Below are 18,746 nucleotides of genomic sequence, written 5' to 3'. Positions count from 1 at the left end.
GAGTAGGCGACGGGGCGCCGCCACGACCCGCGTGTGTCGACCTTGCCACGGGCTCGGACCCCTGTCTGTCGGGTGAACAGCCGACACCGACGCCGATCCGGCGAAACCCGGGGGATCGGTGTCGATTCCGCGAGGGGCAGCACGGCCGCTCGCGGATCGACGAGGAGTCGCGATGATTTCCACTCAGACCCGGCCGGGATTCGCCCACGCTCTGCGAGTGTTCCGGCAGGCGGCCCACACGGTGCCCGCCTACGCGAAGTTCCTGTGTGACAACGGCATCGACGCTGCCGCGGTGCGCACCCCCGCCGACTTCGCCGAGGTTCCCCCGGTCACGAAGGACAACTACATCCGCGCCTACCCGCCGCACGAGCTGATCACCGGTGGGGTGATCACCGGCGCGGGCACCTGGTCATCGAGTTCGGGTTCCTCCGGCGCGCCCACGTTCTGGGCGCGTGACGAGCTCTCCCACGAGCACAGCGTCGACCTGCACGCCCGGATCCTGCGCGGCCTACTGGCCGCGACCACGCCGACGCTGGTTGTGGTCGGCTTCTCGATGGGCGACTGGATCGGCGGCACCTACACCTTCCGTTCGGTCGCCGACCTGCATCGCCGCGACATGCGGGTTTCGGTGGCGACCCCCGGCATGGACATCGATCTGATCCGCGCCGACATCGCCGCCCTCGGCCCCTACTACGGCCAGATCGTTCTCGTCGGCTACCCGCCCTTCGTGCGCGACGTCCTCGATCGCGCCCCCGCCGCCGTGCTCGACCAGGACATCAAGGTTCTGATGGCAGGGGAGGCCATCAGCGAGCCGTGGCGTGACAACCTGCTGTCGCTGCTCGGCAAACCGGACCGCCCCGAGGACACCTGCCTGATCTACGGCGCCGCCGACGCGGGCATGTTCGGTCACGAGACGGCGAACTCGATCACGATCCGCCGACTCGCCCAGCACGACAGCACCTTTCGCGACACACTGTTCGGTGCCGACCCGGTGTTGCCGACCTTCGTCGAATACGACCCCGCCTACCGCTACGTCGAGACCGACGACCGTGGCCGACTGCTGTTCACCGTCGCCAACGCGATGCCGCTGGTGCGCTACCGGATCAACGACGTCGGGTCGGTCCACACGGCGGCCGAAGTGGGCGAGGCGCTGCGCGCGGCCGGACACCACACGCAGGTCCGAACCACCACGCCCACAGCCGGTTTCATCGCCGTGCGCGGGCGCTCCGATGTGGCCGTGAGCTTCTACTCGGTGAAGTTCCCGCCCGAGACCGTCCGCGCCGCGCTCACCGATCCGCGGCTCGGCGGCGAACTCACCGGCAAATTCGTCCTCGACAAGGACCTCGACCCCAGCGGCGCCGACCGGCTCCGGTTGCTCGTCGAACTGCGTCCCGGCCGCACCCCCGACGAAGCCGTCGCCGAGGGGGTCGCCGAGGGGGTCGGCGCGGTGTTCGTCGACACCGTCACCGAGGCGAGCCGCGAATACCGTGACCTGCGCACGCGCATCGGCACGCGCGCCGAACCCCTGGTCGAGATCCGGCCCTTCGGCAGCCCCGAATTCCGGTACGCGATCAAGCACGACGGGCGGATCAGCGGGGCGTAGACGAGTCCCGGAGCAGGCCGTGCAGCAGTAGGTCGACGATGAACGCGGTGTTCTCCTCGGGCGGGTTGCCCCGCCGGGTGAAGCACCGGTGCAGTTGGATATTGGTGATCGTGGCGGCCAGCTCGTCGGGTGGGGCGAGCTCGGCCAGCACACCCTTGCGCTGGGCCGTGGCGATCACCGGCGCGATGATGGCGGGCAGATCGACCTTTTCGCGCAGCGAGAGCAGCCCGTGCGGTTCCCCACGCGCGTCGTGTGCCAGCGCCACCAGCAGCGCGTCCATGAACGCGGTCTCACGCGCGGTCAACTGAGCCAGTCGCAGCAGATGGTTGCCGAGGGTCGTGAGTTCGTCCCGATCGAGCTTGATATCGTCGGCCACCGCCTCGGTCAGCTCGGTGACGTGCTTGCTCAGGGCGCCGACGATCAGATGCGGCTTGTTCGGGAACAGGGTGCGCACCGTGCCGATCGATACGCCCGCCCGCTCTCCGATCGCCTGCATCGACGCGTCGAAATACCCACGGGCACTGAATTCCTCGCGCGCGGCACCGAGTATCGCCGCACGCAGATCGCGGGGCAGCACTGTGGTGTCCGCGGTGGGGTAGTAGGTGGTGAGCACGTCATCGATGTGCTCGTGCCGATCCGGCTTCGCGATTGCGCCGTTGAGCAGCGCGACGATCGTGTCGGCGACCAGATTCGTGGTGACGGTGCGCGAATCGCCGTCGGCGCGCAACCGAAAGCCGTCCACCAGTGCGGTGAGCGCGACGGCGAGGGACCTGGTGGTGAAGGGCGCGCGCAGCGAGGCGCCCGACCGGGCGAAGGCGACATCGACACTGGCGACGGCGAGTTCGTCGCGCCGACGGAAGTTCGAGGCGATCGCGCGCGCGGTGCGCGGATCTCCGGTCGCGAACAGGTGGGTCAGCAGGTTCTTGGTCAGGGTGGTGCGATCGGTGAGGACGTCGAAATAGTGTTCGGTGAGCGCGCGCACCACCGCTCGACCGACATTGGCGTGCACGACGACCTGCTCGGCGACCGTGTCGCGAACGGCCTCGACGGTGCAGTTCGCGGGGGCCTGCATTTCGTCGAGCACGGCGAGCAGAAACGCGTTCTTGGTGGCGAATCGGCGGTAGAACGTGGCCTGTGAGACACCGGCGGCGTTGATCACCTCCTCGCTGCGGAAGCCACGCAGGAGGATCTGCTCCGGGTGCTCGACCAGCGCGCGCAAACCCTCGCGGATGAGCTGCGCGGAAATGGGGTCCTCGACGGAAATGGTTATCTCTCCTGCGATCTCGTCCCCCCCGGGTGATAGTTCGTCGGGGAGAGCCGCCCGTTACATCGTGTGAGAGTAGTTGCCCTCAGCTGAGAGCGCGCACGTTCAGCGACGGGAGTGATCTCGCTGAGAAGTTGCTCTTTGATGGATCGAGACGTCCGAGCAATCGACGGGCGTCCGCAGCGAACATGTGTCGGAGGGTAGCAATAATGTCTGTTGGACCCGTTGTCGCGACAGCACCCAGCGAGTTGGGGCTGATCGCACCGCAATTGAGCCCCCGTGAGGTGGAGGTGCTCCTCACCTGGATCCGCGTCGACACCAAATCCGATGTGGGCAAGTCGCTACACATCGCGATCGGCACCGTGAACACCCACCTGGCCAGGATCCGCGACAAGTTCGCGGCCGTCGACCGCGCTGCCCCCACCAAGGCGCTGCTGCTCGCTCGGGCATTGCAGGACGGGTTGATTCAGCTCGACGAACTCTGAGCCGAGCTACCGGTCGGGGATGGGGTCGGCCGTGGCGGGGATGCCGCGGGCGGTGAGTGCGGCGGCGGTCGTGCTCACCAAGCCGCGCAGGCGGACGAGATCGGGGGATTTCGCACCACGACGGGATCGACAGAAGAATTCCGCGTAGGCCACCGCCTCGGTGATCGCGAAGACGACGTCGACCGTCGGACAATTACGTTGGGTCAGGGCGATCGCGGCGACGGCGTGGCCGGGCCGATCCGTCGCGGGCACCGGCCGGTCACACACTCGCGGGCGACCCAGGTAGGTGACGTTGCCGGTGCGCCAGGTCGGCACGGGCGGGCCGACGGCGAGTTCGTGTACAGCATCGATCAGCTCACCGAGCGCGTCTGTGGGTACGGTGAGCCGGTAGCCGGCCCGGTGTTCCATCTGTCTCCGTTCCCATCGCGTCGCGACCGACCCAAGTCTGCTGTCCGCGCAGGGTCGTCGGGTAGTCGGCGATTCGCAGGACATCACAGTTCGTCGAGACCGATGATGCCGTCTTGCAGTGCTCTGGCCAACAACGCCGATTTCGTGGTCGCGGCCCGACCGATCGTGGCGTACTTGGTTCTGATGCGGCCCAGATGGGTGTTGACGGTCCCCATGGTGATGAACAGTTCCAAGGTCACCTGCTGTTTCGTCTCCGACAGCAGCCAGGTGCGCAGTACTTCGCGTTCGCGCGCCGACAGCGGCGCGGGGGTGTTCGCGATATCCATATCGCCTCCACCGATCCCCCGGACGGCTGTCATTCGGCCGACGGATGGCGGGGTGCGCTGATGGCTGTCATGCTCGGCGGAGTGACGCCTTCACTGACCGGGCAGCGGTATCCCCAGCCGGACTGGATTCGTGAATTGTGGTGGGTCCGAACGGGTTCCGGGCCCGAGGTGTCGCGCACCGAGTTGGCTCGGCTGTGGTTCGGCGCGGCTGCGGCGCCCAAGCCGCGCAAGAAGGAGTTCATCGACGAACTCAAGGGCTGGTCCGGGGTGCTCGGCGGAACCCGCGAGTGGGTGCGCGAACGATACGGCGCGCTGGCGGCGTTTCTCGCCGGAACCGACAGCCGTATCGACGAACCGGCCGGGTGGCTGGCGGTCTCGCGCCTTTACGGCGACTACGCCGATCCGCTCGCCCGATTCAGCGCCCAGTTCGCCCTGCTCGCCCACGAGCACCGTCCGCGCGGGATACCGAACAAGATCTCCGATCGGGTGAAGAGTTACGAGCTGGTGGTCCCGCCCTCGGTGCGCGCCGCGATGGCGGGCGAACGCCTCGGTGCGGGGATCGGTGGTGTGATCGACACCGCGGCCGACGCGGACGCCTTCATCGCCCGGCCCCACGACCACCGGGATCGATACGTGTCTATCGCCCTGCGCCGCTACGCGTCCCATCTGCTCGAGAAGCGCCCCGACTTCTCGGCCGACCAGCGGGTGCTCGACGCGATCGACGCCGCAGTTGCCGCGCTGGCCGTCCACGGCGATCCCGACCGACCCGCGCGCGAACCGACCCCGGCCGAACTGCGCCACGTCGACGGTCTGCTGACGGCCCGGATCGACGCCGACCCGACCGTGCGCGACGACCCCCGCTTCGCGCACGCCTACCTGCGCGCCAGGAAGACCATGCTGCGGTGGGCTGTCGAAGGCCGCGAACTGACCGACGCGACGGTTCTCTACACGAAGCTGCGCTCGGTCGGACTCGACGACGCCCGCGTCGACTACCGCACCGCGCGGCGCGAGGTGTCGGTGGCCGACCCGACCGTGCTGGACTCGGCGATCGAGCCGACCGGGTTCGGCCGACTCCTCGACACCGACATCTTGTCAAGGGCCGCAGCCGAATTGGACACCGTCGCCCCACCGTCGTGGGAACGCGCGCTCGCCGCCGAACTGCTCCGCGGCGGGACGGGGCGCGTCCCGTTCGACGATCTGCGCGCGAAGGTGCGCGCCGACTGGAATGCTGTCGGCGGTGACGGTCCGCCCACCGCGCGGGCGCGCAACCCGGTAGTCGCGGCGCGTCTGGTCGACGCCATCCTGTTCATGGCGGTGGCCTCGGTGATCGACACCGACGACGTCGCCGAACTTTTCGACGCTTCGGTCGCTCGCGGCATCGGTGCGCGATTCGACGGCGCCGCGACGATTCTCTACGCATTGGGTGCGGACGAGGGAGAGGACGGGACATGGTGAACCTCCGAACGGGTCGCCTCGTCGTCGACGATCTCGGCGGTGTGAGCTGGTTCGCGCTGCGCACGCCGGCGCTGCCCGCGGCGGAATTACGGGTGGACGCGGGCATCTCGCTCGCCGTCGACCCCGTGGCGCCCGCCGATCCGCTCGGCTGGTCGGTCGACCCGGGCGCCGATCCCGCCGCATTGGGCGAGGTTTTCGCCGATCCCGCGCTCGTGTTGCTCGTAGCGGCGTCGCGCATCGAGGGACCCGCGGTGGCGAGCCTCGACTGTCCCGCGCTTCCCCCGACATGGGCGCATCGAGCCCACGTCGCCGCGACGGCCCGCTGGACTCTGTGCCCGCTCGACAGAGGCGCCCTGTTGCTCGATGAAGCGATGGCTGAATACCGTTGCGGCCGTGTCATTCTCGCGCGTCGGCTGTTCGGCTACGGCGAGTACGCGCTGCTCGCCCTCGGTGAGCGGGCGGTGGACGGCGAATTGTCGGCGGCGGCAACAGAACTGGTGCGCACCGCGATGTCGGCGGCGGTGGCAACGGGGCTGGGTGGCGAGATCGCGGATCTCGCCGAGCAACTCACCGGCGTCGATGAGGCGCACCTGTCGGCGGCGCTCGCCGATTGGCGCGCCGTCGACGAATCGGCGCTGGTCGGTGCGGGCACCTACGCCCACGACCGCGGGGCCCCCGAGAACGACACCGCCTACATGATGGCCGATCCCACCGTATTGCCTCCGCGAATCCTGGCCTGGCCGGGCGCGGCCAGACCCGAGATCAGGGTCGACTACCGTGCGGGCGCGTACGAACTGCGGTCCCGGCTCGCCGCGGGCGTCGACCCGTGGTGCGCCGAAGCCACCGAACTGCTCGCCTACACCGCCGACGAGACCACCGGCCGACTCCTCGGCGTCGCTCCCGTCGAAGCCGGCCCCGACGGCGATCTCTTCGCCGAACTCCCCGACCACGGCGAGCCCGGCGCCCGCGCCTTCGGCCTGTTCTCCGCCGAGATCGACCCGGAACAGTTGCGCGGCACCGCGTTCGGTCGAACCGAGATCGAGGTGGATCGCGAACTCCTCGAAGGCTGGAACTTCGACCGCGCCGCCGCGACCCGACTCCTCCTCGCCGGTGACTCACCCGAACTCACCGAACTGGTAATGGCGGCCGAAACCGCCGTCGGCAACGCGCGCGCCCAGGTGGACGACCTCCTGCTCGACGACCACCCCGACGCAGTGGCGCGGGCCCTGCATGCGCGCCTCGACGCCATCGACGCCTATCTCGCCTCGCTCGCGGGCACCGAGCCGCGTCAGGGTGCGGTACTGCTGTGCGAACTGATCGCACCGTCGGAGGATCGGTGAGCGCACCGATCGAGGTACTCGTGCGCGCCGTCGACGCGGGCGATACCTATCTGTCGTGGCGCTGGCTGGACCGACCCGACCACTGCGAATACGCCGTCGTCGCGGCCGACACCGTGGAGCGGGTACTGGCCCAACTGAGCGCCGCGCTCCCGGCGCTCCAGGCAGGGGAGTCCGGCAACGACGGTGTCGAACGCGCGCTGACCGGCGCGTACACCGACCGAGACGCCGAACTGAAGCTCACCGAGGCACTGACCGTCGCGGTGCTGCCCGTCGCGTTCGCCGCCCAACTGTCGCGCCGCTCGGCGCGCGGCGAACAGGTCAGGGTGCGACTGACTCCGAGCGCCCGACTCGCGGGCCTGCCGTGGGAGCTGCTGATCGTCGACAGCGTGCACCGGATGCTCGAGATCGCCGACATCGTCTATGAGCCACCCGCGGCCGTGCACGCGGGCCGCGACAACCTGCCATCGGACTGGTCGGTGAGCGCGCACCGTCCCGCCCTGCTGCTCATCGACCCTCGAACGCCCTCCGGTGCCGAGGCCCACCACCTCGGCCCTGTTCTGAACCGCGCCGACCACTCAGACTTCACCGACCGCGTGGACTCCTACGTGACGGCGGGTCGAATACCCGCCGCCGAACGCGCCCGCTGCGTCGCCGCCCGCGTGAGTCGCCGCGACCTCGCGACCGCCCTGCGCACCGAACGTTCCCGCCTGTTCTACTTCGGACACATCTCCTCCGTTGTCGACGAGCCGGGTTCGGCCGCCCTGCATCTCCACGACACCCGCAGGAACTGGGGCATGGCCGAGCCGCTGACCCGCCCCGACCCCCACGGCAACCCGATCGTCTCGAGCGGCGATCACCGCCCGCTGGCCGCCATCGACCTGCTGCTCGGCACCCTCGCCGGTGACTCCGCCGCGCATCGCGTCTACGGCCACACCGATCCGCAACCGGGCGCCCGACTGTGGCCGATGCCGCCCCGTGTCGCCTTGATCGCGTGCGAGGGTGGCGTCGACTACCGTTCCGCCGAGACCTTCGGCCTGGTCGTGGCCATGGTGAACGCGGGCGCGGCCCTGGTCACCACTACCCGCTGGACCCTGCCGACCAACCGTGCCTTCGCCGACTTCGGTCCGGGCACGACCGCGAAGCCGACCACCGAACTCGGATTGCGGGTCGACCGCGCACACGAAGGTCTCGACCCCGTCGGGGAGCTGCGCGCCTGGCAGCGCGAATGCCTACATCGGTGGCAAGCCGGCGGCGACATCGCGGACAGCCCGCTGGTCTGGGCGTCGCTGAGCCACACCATCGCCCCCTGGAGACCCTGATCAGCGCCGTGTTCGGGTGCTCACGCCGATCGCGCTGGCGACTGCGAACGTCGCGCCGAACACCATCACCATCACGATGCCGTTGGTGTTGGCGCTGTCCTCGCACCGCGGCGCGAACGCCGCGACCAGGATCGCCACCGCCGCCAGCGCGCTCGTCCCGCCGTCCAACACCGCGTTCGACCGGCGCGCGGCGAGCCAACCCAACGGCATCGCGAGCAGAATCAGCACGCTCAGCGGAACCGGATCGGGCAACGCGTCGATCCCGAACGGCGAGGTCGCCGCCGTCAACAACTCGACGGCTCCGAACCAACGTAACCCGAACTTCGGCGCGATCCCGGTCGTCACGACGGCCGCGAAGAATCCCAACCCCGCGAGCACAGACAACAACGCGAAGACCGCGTACCGCAGCGCCGCGGGTGCGGAGTCACACGATGTGCCGCGCAAAAATTCCGCGGCGACGGGGATGCACGCCAAGAGCCCGACCGCGGAATAGAAGAAGTCGGCCACCGGAGCGAGATAGCGCGCCCTGGCGAACAACGCCGCGGCGATACCGACGAACACCGCGAAGACGGCGATCGAACCCCCATCGATACCGGGTGAGGTGGCCGCCAGCTCGCCGATAGCTGCTGCGGCGACCAATCCGTCAGCGAACGGCAGGAACGGATGCGCTGCGCCGGATGTGCGCATATCTACCCCCGAAACCGGAATCGACACTGCTGCAGGGGTACCTGCCGTTCTTGTCGATCGTGTCGATGCAACGCCTGGCTGGTTATCTGGGCGTCGTCGCCGACAACAGGATGCGCGTCGGGCAAATTGGGGCCGACGACGTTGCGTGCACGTGTCTTTCGGATGCGACTCATGACGCCCACATCGCTCGATCGTAGGGCTCGGGTCCGGAATTCGATGTCCGTCGAAGAGCCGACATTGTGTTGAGCTACAACCGGATACGTGCCTTCGCCCCTGGGCGCGGCGTTCGAGAAGGCTAGGGAGATCGGCCCGAGTCAGCAGCGGGTACAGGCTGTTTCGATACCGGATCGGCCCTGGTAGGCACCGCGGGAGTCCCGCCACACCCTCCTCGCTGATCAGTGCAACCGCCCGAACCATCGGCGCTGTTCAACGCATTGTCCAGCGCTTCGAGCTGCGATCGCCGTCGTGCCCGACCGCACCCGTGCGGCAGGGCTGCCGCACGGGTGCGGTCGGTGGCTGTGGAGATCGGTGGGGATGCCCCGCGGCTGCGCGACCGCCTCGAGAACCGGCAGGTGGTCTACCCGCCGACATGCTGGCCCTGACGACATGCGATACCTGGTGATGTATCCAGGCGGTTGTCACCGCGCAATGTCGGGTTCAGCGGGCGAATTCATGGTAGAGCTCGGGCAGAAATCCGGCCAGATGGTTCATTTCCTGACCACAGTGCAGGAGTAGTTCGCGGGCGAGGGCGATATCGAGGACGAGGTCGCGGGGGTCGACAGCAGGCCCGCGTTCGATCGCTTGCGCGGCTTGGGCCAGGTTGGGTTGGTGGAGGCCGTGGAGGTTGAGGTAGAAGCGGCTTCGCATTTCGCATCCCGCGGGTATCGGCCGTACTTGATGAGCCAGCCACCCGAGATCGACCGGTGCAACGATGCTGCCGACCCGTCCGAGAATGATCGTGTGTTGATCGGGGACGTGAAAGCCATGGGCACGCGGGTCGGTGAAGGCAATCGCCAGTTGCTGGAGTTTCGGGCCGATGTACTCGTCGACGTAGGCGATGTTGCCGATGTATTTTTCGCGGTCGGGGATGCGGTCCGCCGACCGGTCTCGGGCGACTCCGCAGTAGAGGTGCGCGTCGGGGTGCCAGAGTTTGTAGCGCGCGGATTCGGCGGTGTGCCAGGCGAACCACCAGTCCCACATGGCGGCGGTGACGCCCCGCATCTCGGTATGTACCGCGACCCAGATTGCGCCGGATGTGCTTTGTCCGTAGCCGGTTTCCACCGCGGCGATACCGTGCGGTGAGAGGTCCGTCGGGAGGGCGGAGAACTCGGGAATCTGCTCCGGTGGTGTCGGGCCGCCGTGATAAGCCGCAGCAACCGAAGGCAGGACAGGGGCGGTTTCCGCGGCCATGTATTTCGCGTACGGTTTGGCGTGGTCCTCGGCAGAGTACCCACGGTATTGTGCGTTCGGATCGGCGGTGGCAGAGAGTGGGAGACCGGACAGTGCCAAACCTGCGCCGACGACCGCCGCCAACCGGATTGCGGCGCGCCGATCGGGTTTTGGTTGACTCGGCATCTGTCGACCTTATGGTCACGGAGAATGGGGGCCGACACCTTGGACGAGGTCTGTGAAGTACCACAATTCGCGCAGGTGGAATCGGTGCCGAGACGCGCGCGGGCTGACCGTCGGCCACAACGAACAGGGGATCGTCGATGAAGTTGCGTCGTATTCGGACCGAAAATGGTTTGCAGACCCAGTGTTTCCGTGACGAGCAGTGGTCTGCGCATCCGGAACCGGTGGCGGGGAGGGTGTTCAGTGACCAGTGGGAGCTCGGCGTCGCTGACGGGCATCTGCGCGAGTCTGAGCTGTTGCTGCCGTTCAACCCGGCATCATTTCGCGACTTCATGCTGTTCGAGCAGCACAATATTGACGCGAGCCGCGGTCTGGTGCGCCGATTCCATCCGACGCAGTACCGGTTGGCCGCTGCGGTAGAGCGGCTGAGTGGTCGCAGCTTTCCGCTGTTCAAGCCGAAGCCGTTGTTCTATCAGCAGCCGATCTACTACATGGGAAATCATCTGACGTTCGTCCCGTCAGGTACCCCGATCTGCGCGCCGGATTACTCCTCGGCATTGGACTACGAACTCGAGATCGGATTTGTTCTCGCCGAGCCCCTGTACTGTGCGACGCCGCAGCAGGCTGCTGCGGCGATCGGCGCGTTCGTGCTGCTCAACGACTTCAGCGCGCGCGACATTCAACGCGCCGAGATGGCCAGCGGGTTCGGGCCACAGAAGTCCAAGCATTTCGCCAGTTCGATGTCGGCGACAGCCGTGACCGCGGACGAAATCTTGCCACGCATCGATAACCTCACCGGGTCGGTCAGAATCAACGGCGACACCGTCAACACGGTATCGAGCGCCGGGATGCGATGGAACCTGGGTGAGGTCCTCGCGCACGCTTCCCACAGCGAACATCTCTTTCCCGGAGAGTTGTTCGGGACCGGAACTCTGCCCGGCGGAAGCGGTATGGAAACCGGTAACTGGCTCGCGCCGGGAGATGTCCTCACCTTGACCCTCGACGATATCGGCGAGGTCGAACACCTCATCACCAGCTGATACTTGTCCGCCGCCTTCTGTCGGCGTCGGCTGGGTGGGCGGCGTTGATGGCAGGTGCCACTACTGTGTGGTTTCATGGCGCGAATCAAGGCCACCGACACCGGAACCAAGGTCGCGCGGCGGCAGGTGATCGCCGCCGCCGTGATAGACGTTCTCGCTGAACAAGGTCTTCGTGGGCTGACTCACCGAGCGGTGGACGCTGCGGCCGGATTCGGCAGCGGCGCGGTGAACTATCACGCCCCTACCCGGGCGCATCTGGTCCATCTGGCACTGGAAGAGTTGTTCGCCCGCGACGGGGTGGTCGCCGCCACTCATTTCGCCGACCTGATCAGCACCCCGCAGATTCCCATGACCGTCGTGGTGGACCGCATGAGTGCGTTCGTGCAGGAAATGACCACCCCACCGGCTCGTCAGCGTGTCATTGCCCGGCACATGTTGTTGGCCGAGGCCCAACGTGATCCACAGATCCGTGCGAAGTTCGATGCGCAGCGTGGCGCGTTCGTTGAGTTCGCCGCGCATATCGTCACCGCAATGGATCACGACTATCCCGCGATCACCGCCGAAGTGGTGGTGATCGTGATCGAAGGCTTGATCCAACGCCAAGTACTCATCGGGGCAACGCCATTGGCTGATTCCTTGCACCCGATCATCGCAGGTCTGCTGCGCTCGTGGAACATCGAGTAACCATCCGCCAGGAGATCGACACCGTGTACGGCTAAGGCGGCACCTTGTCGACCACGGTCACGATGTTGACGATCCTGTCCTTGTCGACAACGAGACGGTCCGCGCCCCGGCAACGTAGACGGGGTGGGGATGTGAGGTCGTAAATGAGCACCGCTGTGGTGTCATTCCCGAAGGATGCGACGAGCGTCGCCCCTCGTATCGCGGGCAGGCACTGTGAGATGAACTGTCGGTACGCTCTGGAGCCGTGCACGCGCTTGCCCTGTGTGTCGCAGACGACCTCATCAGCGACATAGTGCATGGCCTTGCTGAGGTTCCCGGCGGTCAAGGCGGTGAAGTAGTGCAGGGCTGTCTGCACCGCGACGGGGGACTGGGGCATGACTACTCCTTCAGGCGACGAATGCATCAGGGGTGGGCCCCTCGGCGTGTCACGCCGAGATTCTCGGGTGCGTCTGGTCGCTCAATTGGGCATCTCGGTCAACGAAGCGGTTCCGCTTTCGAACGCGAAGTTCGGAAAGTCTTGTGGCAGAGCGATATCAGTGACGGTGCGCCCGGCACCTACAACATCTGTTGAGGATAGCAGGAGTGTTGCTCGCGAAGCGCCCCTCGCGATGTTCGGTGAGATGACACAAGGCCCGGCGGCCTAGTTGGTGTACCCCCAGGTGGCACGCGAATCGACAGGCCAAACTCGACGACAGGCCCACCCTGGTCGAATACGGCTCACTTCGAGGCGGGGGCTGAACGGTGCGTGATTTGCCACAGGCGTGCCAAGTCCAACTCCGGCGCGGCCGGCCTGACTCCTGGCCTGGTCCTGGGAACACGCACTCGCAAGGCGCCCGGTTCGATGGTGCAGCGCACCGGCGTGCGCAGCAGCAGAGATTCGCCGTCCACCCCCACTGGGATCTCCGGGGTGTCGGCGTCGACGACCAGTTCGACCGCCGCTTGCTGTGACAGCCCGTGTAGGCGAGTGCGGCGCAGCAGCCCGACCGCTTCCCTGGCATTGGCCACGGACAGCGTGACCACGCCGAGAACGCCACGATCGAGCCGGGCGCGACGGCTCAGACCCGCCAGATCGCTACTGCCGTAAGGGTTGTTGCTCACCAGGATGGCCTGTGGGCCATCGACGGCGGCCTCGCCGATCCGCGCGACCAGCTTCGGGCCGCTGTGTCCGGTGAGCAGATCGGGCAGCAGAGCGAGCACTGTCGCGGCTTTGTCGTCGCGGTATGCGGGGCTACGCACCACCTCTGCGTAGACCCCGAACGAGGCGTTGTTGACGAAGGGTCGGCCGTTGATGGCGCCCAAGTCGACACGCAACTCAACACCGTCGCGGAGTGCTTCCAGTGATCGGGTGGGATCGGCGCGATCGAGTCCGAGATCCATGGCGAAGTGATTGCGGGTTCCGGCGCTGATCACCAGGAACGGCAGCTCGTGTTCCACCGCGACAGCCGCGACGAGTGCCTGGGTTCCGTCGCCGCCCGCGACGCCGAGCAGATCAGCCCCTCGCGCGACCGCGCGTCGCGCCAGTGCGTTGACGTCGATGTTGTCGGGCCCTTCGAGCAGCGCGACCTCGGCGCCCAGTTCTTCGGCTTTTCGCACGAGGTCGAACTTCGCGACCTTCCCTCCACCGGAGTGCGGGTTCATGATCAGGAAGGGACGCTGTGGTGGTGGGACGGAATATTCGGGCATGGCCGTATCCGAACCGCTGCGATGCAGGGCGGTGCGTGCGCAGCTGAGCGCCAACAGCGCCAGCGCGCACGAGACCAGCACGACCCACAACAGATGTGCGCGCATGAACAAGATCACGACGATGACCGGCGACAGACACGCCCCCGCGAGGGCGAGCCACCGCAGCAATCCCATTCGGGTGAAGAACGTGTAGAGCGCGGCCACCGTGACCACGACACCGCCGACACCGACGATGAGCAAGGCGAGCGCGCCCATGATGCCGGCGGAAAGCGCGGGCACCACGGCAGCGCAGGCAGCGAAGACGAATGCCGCCCGCGCCCACCAGTGTCGAGCGCGATCACTGACTCCGCGGTGTTGTTGACGAGTCATTTAGTGGGTGTCTTGCGCGGCCGACCACGACGCACAGCCTTGGCCGGGGCCGCGCGCTGCGGCGGAGTTTCGCCGGACGGCTCGTCATGCCAACTTATCTCGATCTCTATTTCGGTCTTGTCGCCGTCGACTTCGATCTCGAGTTCCCAACGGACACGGTCGGCGACAACGATTTCGATCGAATCGCCACTTTCTCCCAATTCCACTTCGGAGCCGCCCGCGAGGGCCTGTCCGATCGCGATGAGATGCTCGGATACCTCCTTGCGGGAGAGCTCGGACTTCCTCTTTATCTCCAACTTGGGCACGACGACTCCTGACTGGATTCACTGTGGACGCGTCTTCGAAGAGGTCGCCAGCAGTTTACCGAAAATGTTCTTGGTAATACAGGCGATGTTTCAGTACCCCGAGAACGTGTGCATAGTGGTGACTTTCCGTGTGGCCCTTCGATCACAGATGCGACTCCGTCGGCTGGTTCGTCCCGCACACGTGAGACACTCACTGAGACGGGATGGGCACGTCGCACTCACGCTGCCCATTCCATTCAGCGCGGTCCGCAGCGGCCGTGGTGTCGACGGCAGGTCGAAGAATTCGCCATGCTGAAGCCAAAATTCCACGAGCGCGTCGCGATTGCCGGGACGGTGGGCCTTCTATGAGCGAACGATCGATGAACGACGATTCGGCTGGGCACGCGGGCCGCAATCCACATCTGCTGGCGATACTGCTGTCGATGGCGATGTTCGTGCTCGTCGTCGATACGTCGCTGATGAACGTGTCGATCTCGGCGGTGGTTCGCGATCTCGACACGACCGTCAGTGGGGTCCAAGCTGCGATCGCCTTGGAAGCGCTGGTTTCGGCCGCATTCATCCTGATCGGCGGAAAAGTGGGCGACCTGATCGGACGCAAGCGGGCGTATGTGCTGGGTCTGCTCGGTTACGCGGTCGGGGCGTCGGCGATGGCATTCGCGCAGAGCTTGATCGCGATCGTCATCTTCTGGGCGGTGCTCGGCGGGATCGGTGCGTCGCTGCTACTGCCCGCCATGCAATCGCTGATCCACGGCAACTTCGAGGGAGCGGCACAGAAGAAGGTCTATGCCCTGGTCGGTGCGGCAGCTGCGATCGCCGCCGCGGTCGGCCCACTGCTCGGGGGATTCATCACCACCTACCTGTCGTGGCGCGTCGGGTTCGTGCTCGAGGTCGTCGTCATCGGGATCGTGCTGTCCGGGATGGGAATAGTCCGCGATGTGCGCTACACCGGCCCCCGCGGCGTCGACCTGGTCGGGGCAGTGTTGTCCGTGCTCGGCATGGGCGGGATCGTGCTGGGAATCCTGGTGTGGCAGGAAGGCGGCGAAGCCGTCGGGGCGCTCCTGGCCATCGGAGCGATCGCGCTGGCCGGCCTCGCCTATGGGCTCGTTCGGCGCAAGCGCGCGGGGAAGCCGATATTGCTCGACCCGGATCTGTTCCGATCGAAGATCTTCCGGCTGGGTATCTCGGGACAGATGCTTCAGCAGATCGCCCTCGGCGGCACGATGATCGCCCTGCCGATCTATCTGCAGATGGTGCTGGAGTACAACGCGATGCAAGCCGGGCTGTCCCTCGCACCCCTGTCGTTGAGCATGTTCGCCGTTGCGGTGCTCATGGGCAGATATGCCGGTGATCGGCCGGCGAGCAGTATTATCAGGTGGGGATTCATACTTTTCACGGCCGGGATCGTGTTGCTGATTCCTATCGTGCCACGGGCGGAATTCGGCTGGGGACTCATAATCCCATTGGTGATCGCGGGCTCAGGGTTGGGTTTGTTGGTGTCTCAGCTCAACAACTACACGCTGGCTCCGATCGAGGAGGAACGGATCAGCGAAGCCGCCGGCGTCAATTCTGCGGCGGGGTCGTTCGGGTTGTCCTTCGGGCTGGCATTTGCCGGTGCCATCATGTTGGCAACGTTGTCGATCACGTTCACGAGCATGGCGGAATCGAGCACGGTGCTCCCGCAGACACAGCAACAACAGGTGGCGCAGGTACTCGAGGAAGACGCCGAGGTCATGAGCAATACCCAGCTCGAACAGTTGCTCGTCGACCAACCTCCGCAGATCCGTGACGAGGTCGTTCGCATCAACACCGACGCCCGGCCACTCGCCCTGCAAGTGGCCCTGCTGGTTCCGCTCTTGGCCGGTCTCATCGGGTTGTTCAACTCGTTCCGTATGAGGCGCATACCGGAAGCCGTGCCGAAACCGTCCTGATTCAGGTCGCGGTATCGGCGGTGATGCGACCCTCGGCGATGGCGATCCGGTCGCCGCCCCGAGCGTGCGCAAAAGCCAGCGCCCGGATACGTCTCGTCGAAGTCGTTGACATCGAAGGCCAACTTGCTTTCCGGAGTGGCGAAAACGCCGAAGTTGCTCAGGTGGGCGTCCCCGCACAGTTGCGTCCGCAGACCGGTGGCGGGCGAGCGGGACAGATCGTCTGCCATGATCGCCGCGGCGCCACGATAGAAGGTGAACGCCGTGGCAGCCATCCGTCCGTAGCGAAGCGGGACCAGTTCAGGGACTCGGTCGGCTGCCTGCTCCTCGAGAATGCCGACCGGGCTTTGACACCACGATGTTCGCGTTCGGTCCGGCTCGGATGGGCCGCCGAACCTACGCGCTTCGTAGTTTTCGACATCACAGCTGGTGATGTCGCCGAGCAGGCTTCCAGGCGGTGACAGCCCAGATGACAACGACGCTCATCGCGATGATCACGATCGACCACGCGGGATAATAGGGCAGCGACAGGAAGTTCGCGATGATCACCAGTGCGGCGATGCCCACCGCCGCGTATCGCGCCCACGCGGTGCCCGACATCAAACCGATCGAGCAGACGATGGCGATCACACCGAGGACGACATGAACCCAGCCCCAGGTAGTCGCGTCGAATTCGTAGACGTAGTTGATACCGGCCACATAGAACTCGTCCTCGGCGATCGCGGAGATTCCCTCGAGGATGGAGGCCGCCGCGGTGATGAACAGCATGATCGCCGCCAACACCGAGATCCCCCCGGCGACGGCCTGCCGTTCGAAAGGCTCTTCCTCGGGGATGGCACGATGTGCGGAAGGATTGCGCTCGGTCATGGTAATCCTTTTGTCGCAGCGAAGATCTGGACGCAATCTCGCACCCGGTAGGGGACAGCGGATTACGCGGCACAAATCGGTGCAGCGCGAACTGGAGAATGCTGCTTGCGATCGGAATTGATCGCCCACGATCCGTCGATCTCGACACGCTAGTTTACCGGAACCTTCCTGTTAATACAGTGATGTTTCAGGTTCGCAATGGAAGCTCGTCGCCTGGGCACCTAACTCCGGTATTCGCGGAAGGTGGCACGGAGGTCGTCGATGATCAGGTCGGGTTCCTCCATCGCGGCGAAGTGGCCGCCTCGATCGAATTCGGTCCATCGCACGATGTTGTGGTTCCGTTCGGCGATGCGACGGACGGGGATGCCGAGGTCTTGCGGCAACACTGCCACCGCGACCGGAACATCGGTTTTCGGCTCAGGACTGCCCCATGTCGCGGCGCCCTCGTAGTAGTAGCGCGCCGACGAACCGGCGGTGCCGTTGAGCCAATAGATCATGACGTTGGTCAACATCGTGTCGCGGTCGACGGCGTCCTCGGGCACATCGGTCGAGTCGGTCCAGTCCTTGAAACGTTCGACGATCCAAGCCAATTGGCCTACCGGGGAATCGGCGAGCGCGTACGACAGCGTCTGTGGGCGGGAGGCCTGCAACAGCGCGTAGGCGCCGAGTTCGTATTCGGCACGCTGGGCCAGCTGCAGGGCACGCTTCTCGGCAGGGTTGTCGAGATCGGCCGTCTCGGGGGTGACAGTGGCCGAGGCGATCATGGTCACGTGCAATGCCGCGATGTGGTCGGGATCGATCACCGCGAGTTCCCGCGAGATGGCCGCACCGGTGTCTTCGCCGTGGGCGACGTAGCGCTCGTAGCCGAGCCGACGCATCAGTTCCGCCCAGGCCCGCGCGGCCCGGCTCGTCGACCAACCGACAGCGGGTCCGGACAACCCGAATCCGGGGATCGTCGGCACGACGACGTCGAAGGCGTCCGCTGCCCGGCCACCGTGCGCGACCGGATCGGTCAGCGGTCCGATCACGTCGAGGAACTCCACGATCGATCCGGGCCACCCATGGGTGAGGATCAACGGCATCGCATCGGATTGCGCCGACCGGGCGTGGATGAAGTGCACCTGGTGACCGTCGATCTCGGTGCGGAACTGCGGGAACGCGTTCAGTCGCGCTTCCTGTGCCCGCCAGTCGTAGGTGGTGCGCCAATACCGCGCCAGCTCCTGGGTGTAATCGAGCGGAATACCTTGCGCCCAACCGATTCCGGTGACACCGTCCGGCCATCGAGTGTCGTCCAGGCGACGATGCAGGTCGTCGAGCTGGGACTGCGGGACGTCGATGCGGAAGGGAGTGATTGCTTCGCTCATGAGAACAACGCTACGAGGCAGCTAGGACAGCTACTGCCCTAGCTGTAGCG

Annotated in this window: 18 protein-coding genes and 1 pseudogene; 8 read left to right on the top strand and 11 right to left on the bottom strand. The window is 66.2% G+C overall.

Going from position 1 to position 18,746, the window contains the following annotated elements:
• The first annotated feature begins 172 nt into the window (after nucleotides 1–172).
• Nucleotides 173–1,603, top strand: a complete 1,431-nt coding sequence (locus ACLJPD_RS27585) for a phenylacetate--CoA ligase family protein (protein WP_410876063.1) — start codon at nucleotides 173–175, stop codon at nucleotides 1,601–1,603.
• Here ACLJPD_RS27585 and ACLJPD_RS27580 read toward each other — a convergent pair.
• Entirely contained in the window at nucleotides 1,590–2,822 is a 1,233-nt protein-coding gene (locus ACLJPD_RS27580) for a TetR/AcrR family transcriptional regulator (protein WP_410876062.1), read from the bottom strand. The two genes, ACLJPD_RS27585 and ACLJPD_RS27580, sit on opposite strands and share 14 nt — an antisense overlap.
• A 254-nt stretch (nucleotides 2,823–3,076) precedes the next feature.
• Here ACLJPD_RS27580 and ACLJPD_RS27575 point away from each other — a divergent pair, with 254 nt between their 5' ends.
• The gene (locus ACLJPD_RS27575) at nucleotides 3,077–3,352 is read left to right on the top strand and encodes a LuxR C-terminal-related transcriptional regulator (protein WP_379294864.1); all 276 of its coding nucleotides are present in this window, start codon (nucleotides 3,077–3,079) and stop codon (nucleotides 3,350–3,352) included.
• 6 nt (nucleotides 3,353–3,358) lie between these two features.
• Here the strand turns inward: ACLJPD_RS27575 and ACLJPD_RS27570 are convergent, their stop codons facing one another.
• Both ACLJPD_RS27570 and ACLJPD_RS27565 read right to left on the bottom strand, forming a co-directional pair.
• A complete protein-coding gene (locus ACLJPD_RS27570; RefSeq protein WP_410876061.1) occupies nucleotides 3,359–3,760 on the bottom strand; it encodes a hypothetical protein in 402 nt (133 codons plus the stop codon).
• Between the two features lie 83 nt (nucleotides 3,761–3,843).
• Entirely contained in the window at nucleotides 3,844–4,086 is a 243-nt protein-coding gene (locus ACLJPD_RS27565) for a LuxR C-terminal-related transcriptional regulator (protein WP_410876060.1), read from the bottom strand.
• Nucleotides 4,087–4,146: 60 nt separating this feature from the next.
• On the opposite strand from ACLJPD_RS27565, the gene ACLJPD_RS27560 reads away from it, so the two are divergent.
• Genes ACLJPD_RS27560 through ACLJPD_RS27550 form a run of 3 tightly spaced genes read left to right on the top strand, consistent with a single transcriptional unit; the run spans nucleotide 4,147 to nucleotide 8,200 of the window.
• Nucleotides 4,147–5,541: a hypothetical protein gene (locus ACLJPD_RS27560; RefSeq protein WP_410876059.1), complete on the top strand. Its 1,395-nt coding sequence runs from the start codon at nucleotides 4,147–4,149 to the stop codon at nucleotides 5,539–5,541.
• Complete coding sequence (locus tag ACLJPD_RS27555; RefSeq protein WP_410876058.1) at nucleotides 5,535–6,881, top strand: hypothetical protein; 1,347 nt, start codon at nucleotides 5,535–5,537, stop codon at nucleotides 6,879–6,881. The genes ACLJPD_RS27560 and ACLJPD_RS27555 overlap by 7 nt, the downstream gene beginning before the upstream one ends.
• Nucleotides 6,878–8,200, top strand: a complete 1,323-nt coding sequence (locus tag ACLJPD_RS27550) for a CHAT domain-containing protein (RefSeq protein ID WP_410876057.1) — start codon at nucleotides 6,878–6,880, stop codon at nucleotides 8,198–8,200. The genes ACLJPD_RS27555 and ACLJPD_RS27550 overlap by 4 nt, the downstream gene beginning before the upstream one ends.
• On the opposite strand, the gene ACLJPD_RS27545 is transcribed toward ACLJPD_RS27550, so the two are convergent.
• Both ACLJPD_RS27545 and ACLJPD_RS27540 read right to left on the bottom strand, forming a co-directional pair.
• Nucleotides 8,201–8,887, bottom strand: a complete 687-nt coding sequence (locus ACLJPD_RS27545; protein ID WP_410876056.1) for a hypothetical protein — start codon at nucleotides 8,885–8,887, stop codon at nucleotides 8,201–8,203.
• 657 nt (nucleotides 8,888–9,544) lie between these two features.
• On the bottom strand, nucleotides 9,545–10,462 hold the full coding sequence (locus tag ACLJPD_RS27540; RefSeq protein ID WP_410876055.1) for a DAPG hydrolase family protein: 918 nt from the start codon (nucleotides 10,460–10,462) through the stop codon (nucleotides 9,545–9,547).
• A 137-nt stretch (nucleotides 10,463–10,599) separates the two neighbouring features.
• On the opposite strand from ACLJPD_RS27540, the gene ACLJPD_RS27535 reads away from it, so the two are divergent.
• Nucleotides 10,600–11,499 (top strand): fumarylacetoacetate hydrolase family protein, encoded by a 900-nt coding sequence (locus tag ACLJPD_RS27535; RefSeq protein WP_410876054.1) that lies wholly within the window; start codon nucleotides 10,600–10,602, stop codon nucleotides 11,497–11,499.
• Between the two features lie 126 nt (nucleotides 11,500–11,625).
• Entirely contained in the window at nucleotides 11,626–12,183 is a 558-nt protein-coding gene (locus ACLJPD_RS27530) for a TetR/AcrR family transcriptional regulator (protein ID WP_410876053.1), read from the top strand.
• Nucleotides 12,184–12,214: 31 nt separating this feature from the next.
• Here ACLJPD_RS27530 and ACLJPD_RS27525 read toward each other — a convergent pair whose 3' ends face one another.
• The 3 genes from ACLJPD_RS27525 to ACLJPD_RS27515 form a co-directional block, all read right to left on the bottom strand.
• Nucleotides 12,215–12,559, bottom strand: a complete 345-nt coding sequence (locus ACLJPD_RS27525) for a nuclear transport factor 2 family protein (protein ID WP_410876052.1) — start codon at nucleotides 12,557–12,559, stop codon at nucleotides 12,215–12,217.
• Between the two features lie 341 nt (nucleotides 12,560–12,900).
• The gene (locus ACLJPD_RS27520) at nucleotides 12,901–14,235 is read right to left on the bottom strand and encodes a diacylglycerol/lipid kinase family protein (protein ID WP_410876051.1); all 1,335 of its coding nucleotides are present in this window, start codon (nucleotides 14,233–14,235) and stop codon (nucleotides 12,901–12,903) included.
• Nucleotides 14,232–14,540: an amphi-Trp domain-containing protein gene (locus tag ACLJPD_RS27515; RefSeq protein ID WP_410876050.1), complete on the bottom strand. Its 309-nt coding sequence runs from the start codon at nucleotides 14,538–14,540 to the stop codon at nucleotides 14,232–14,234. The genes ACLJPD_RS27520 and ACLJPD_RS27515 overlap by 4 nt, the downstream gene beginning before the upstream one ends.
• A 344-nt stretch (nucleotides 14,541–14,884) precedes the next feature.
• On the opposite strand from ACLJPD_RS27515, the gene ACLJPD_RS27510 reads away from it, so the two are divergent.
• Nucleotides 14,885–16,468, top strand: a complete 1,584-nt coding sequence (locus tag ACLJPD_RS27510) for an MFS transporter (protein ID WP_410876049.1) — start codon at nucleotides 14,885–14,887, stop codon at nucleotides 16,466–16,468.
• An 80-nt stretch (nucleotides 16,469–16,548) separates the two neighbouring features.
• On the opposite strand, the pseudogene ACLJPD_RS27505 reads toward ACLJPD_RS27510, so the two are convergent.
• The 3 genes and pseudogenes from ACLJPD_RS27505 to ACLJPD_RS27495 all read right to left on the bottom strand — a co-directional run.
• Nucleotides 16,549–16,911: pseudogene (locus tag ACLJPD_RS27505) on the bottom strand (DUF2252 family protein); the annotation flags it as partial.
• On the bottom strand, nucleotides 16,886–17,332 hold the full coding sequence (locus ACLJPD_RS27500) for an acetyltransferase (RefSeq protein WP_410876048.1): 447 nt from the start codon (nucleotides 17,330–17,332) through the stop codon (nucleotides 16,886–16,888). The gene ACLJPD_RS27500 and the pseudogene ACLJPD_RS27505, both read right to left, overlap by 26 nt.
• Nucleotides 17,333–17,553: 221 nt before the next feature.
• On the bottom strand, nucleotides 17,554–18,696 hold the full coding sequence (locus tag ACLJPD_RS27495; RefSeq protein WP_410876047.1) for an epoxide hydrolase family protein: 1,143 nt from the start codon (nucleotides 18,694–18,696) through the stop codon (nucleotides 17,554–17,556).
• Nucleotides 18,697–18,746: the final 50 nt, after the last annotated feature.

The sequence above is a fragment of the Nocardia sp. A7 genome, from assembly GCF_046549215.1.
GTDB lineage: Bacteria > Actinomycetota > Actinomycetes > Mycobacteriales > Mycobacteriaceae > Nocardia.
This window is presented reverse-complemented; position numbering and strand designations above follow the sequence as displayed.

Coding starts and splice junctions, on each gene's coding strand:
- ACLJPD_RS27585 (WP_410876063.1), top strand. CDS start 173: ATGATTTCCACTCAGACCCGGCCGGGATTCGCCCACGCTCTGCGAGTG.
- ACLJPD_RS27565 (WP_410876060.1), bottom strand. CDS start 4,086: ATGGATATCGCGAACACCCCCGCGCCGCTGTCGGCGCGCGAACGCGAA.
- ACLJPD_RS27495 (WP_410876047.1), bottom strand. CDS start 18,696: ATGAGCGAAGCAATCACTCCCTTCCGCATCGACGTCCCGCAGTCCCAG.
- ACLJPD_RS27500 (WP_410876048.1), bottom strand. CDS start 17,332: ATGACCGAGCGCAATCCTTCCGCACATCGTGCCATCCCCGAGGAAGAG.
- ACLJPD_RS27545 (WP_410876056.1), bottom strand. CDS start 8,887: ATGCGCACATCCGGCGCAGCGCATCCGTTCCTGCCGTTCGCTGACGGA.
- ACLJPD_RS27525 (WP_410876052.1), bottom strand. CDS start 12,559: ATGCCCCAGTCCCCCGTCGCGGTGCAGACAGCCCTGCACTACTTCACC.
- ACLJPD_RS27510 (WP_410876049.1), top strand. CDS start 14,885: ATGAGCGAACGATCGATGAACGACGATTCGGCTGGGCACGCGGGCCGC.
- ACLJPD_RS27520 (WP_410876051.1), bottom strand. CDS start 14,235: ATGACTCGTCAACAACACCGCGGAGTCAGTGATCGCGCTCGACACTGG.
- ACLJPD_RS27560 (WP_410876059.1), top strand. CDS start 4,147: ATGGCTGTCATGCTCGGCGGAGTGACGCCTTCACTGACCGGGCAGCGG.
- ACLJPD_RS27570 (WP_410876061.1), bottom strand. CDS start 3,760: ATGGAACACCGGGCCGGCTACCGGCTCACCGTACCCACAGACGCGCTC.
- ACLJPD_RS27555 (WP_410876058.1), top strand. CDS start 5,535: ATGGTGAACCTCCGAACGGGTCGCCTCGTCGTCGACGATCTCGGCGGT.
- ACLJPD_RS27535 (WP_410876054.1), top strand. CDS start 10,600: ATGAAGTTGCGTCGTATTCGGACCGAAAATGGTTTGCAGACCCAGTGT.
- ACLJPD_RS27540 (WP_410876055.1), bottom strand. CDS start 10,462: ATGCCGAGTCAACCAAAACCCGATCGGCGCGCCGCAATCCGGTTGGCG.
- ACLJPD_RS27575 (WP_379294864.1), top strand. CDS start 3,077: ATGTCTGTTGGACCCGTTGTCGCGACAGCACCCAGCGAGTTGGGGCTG.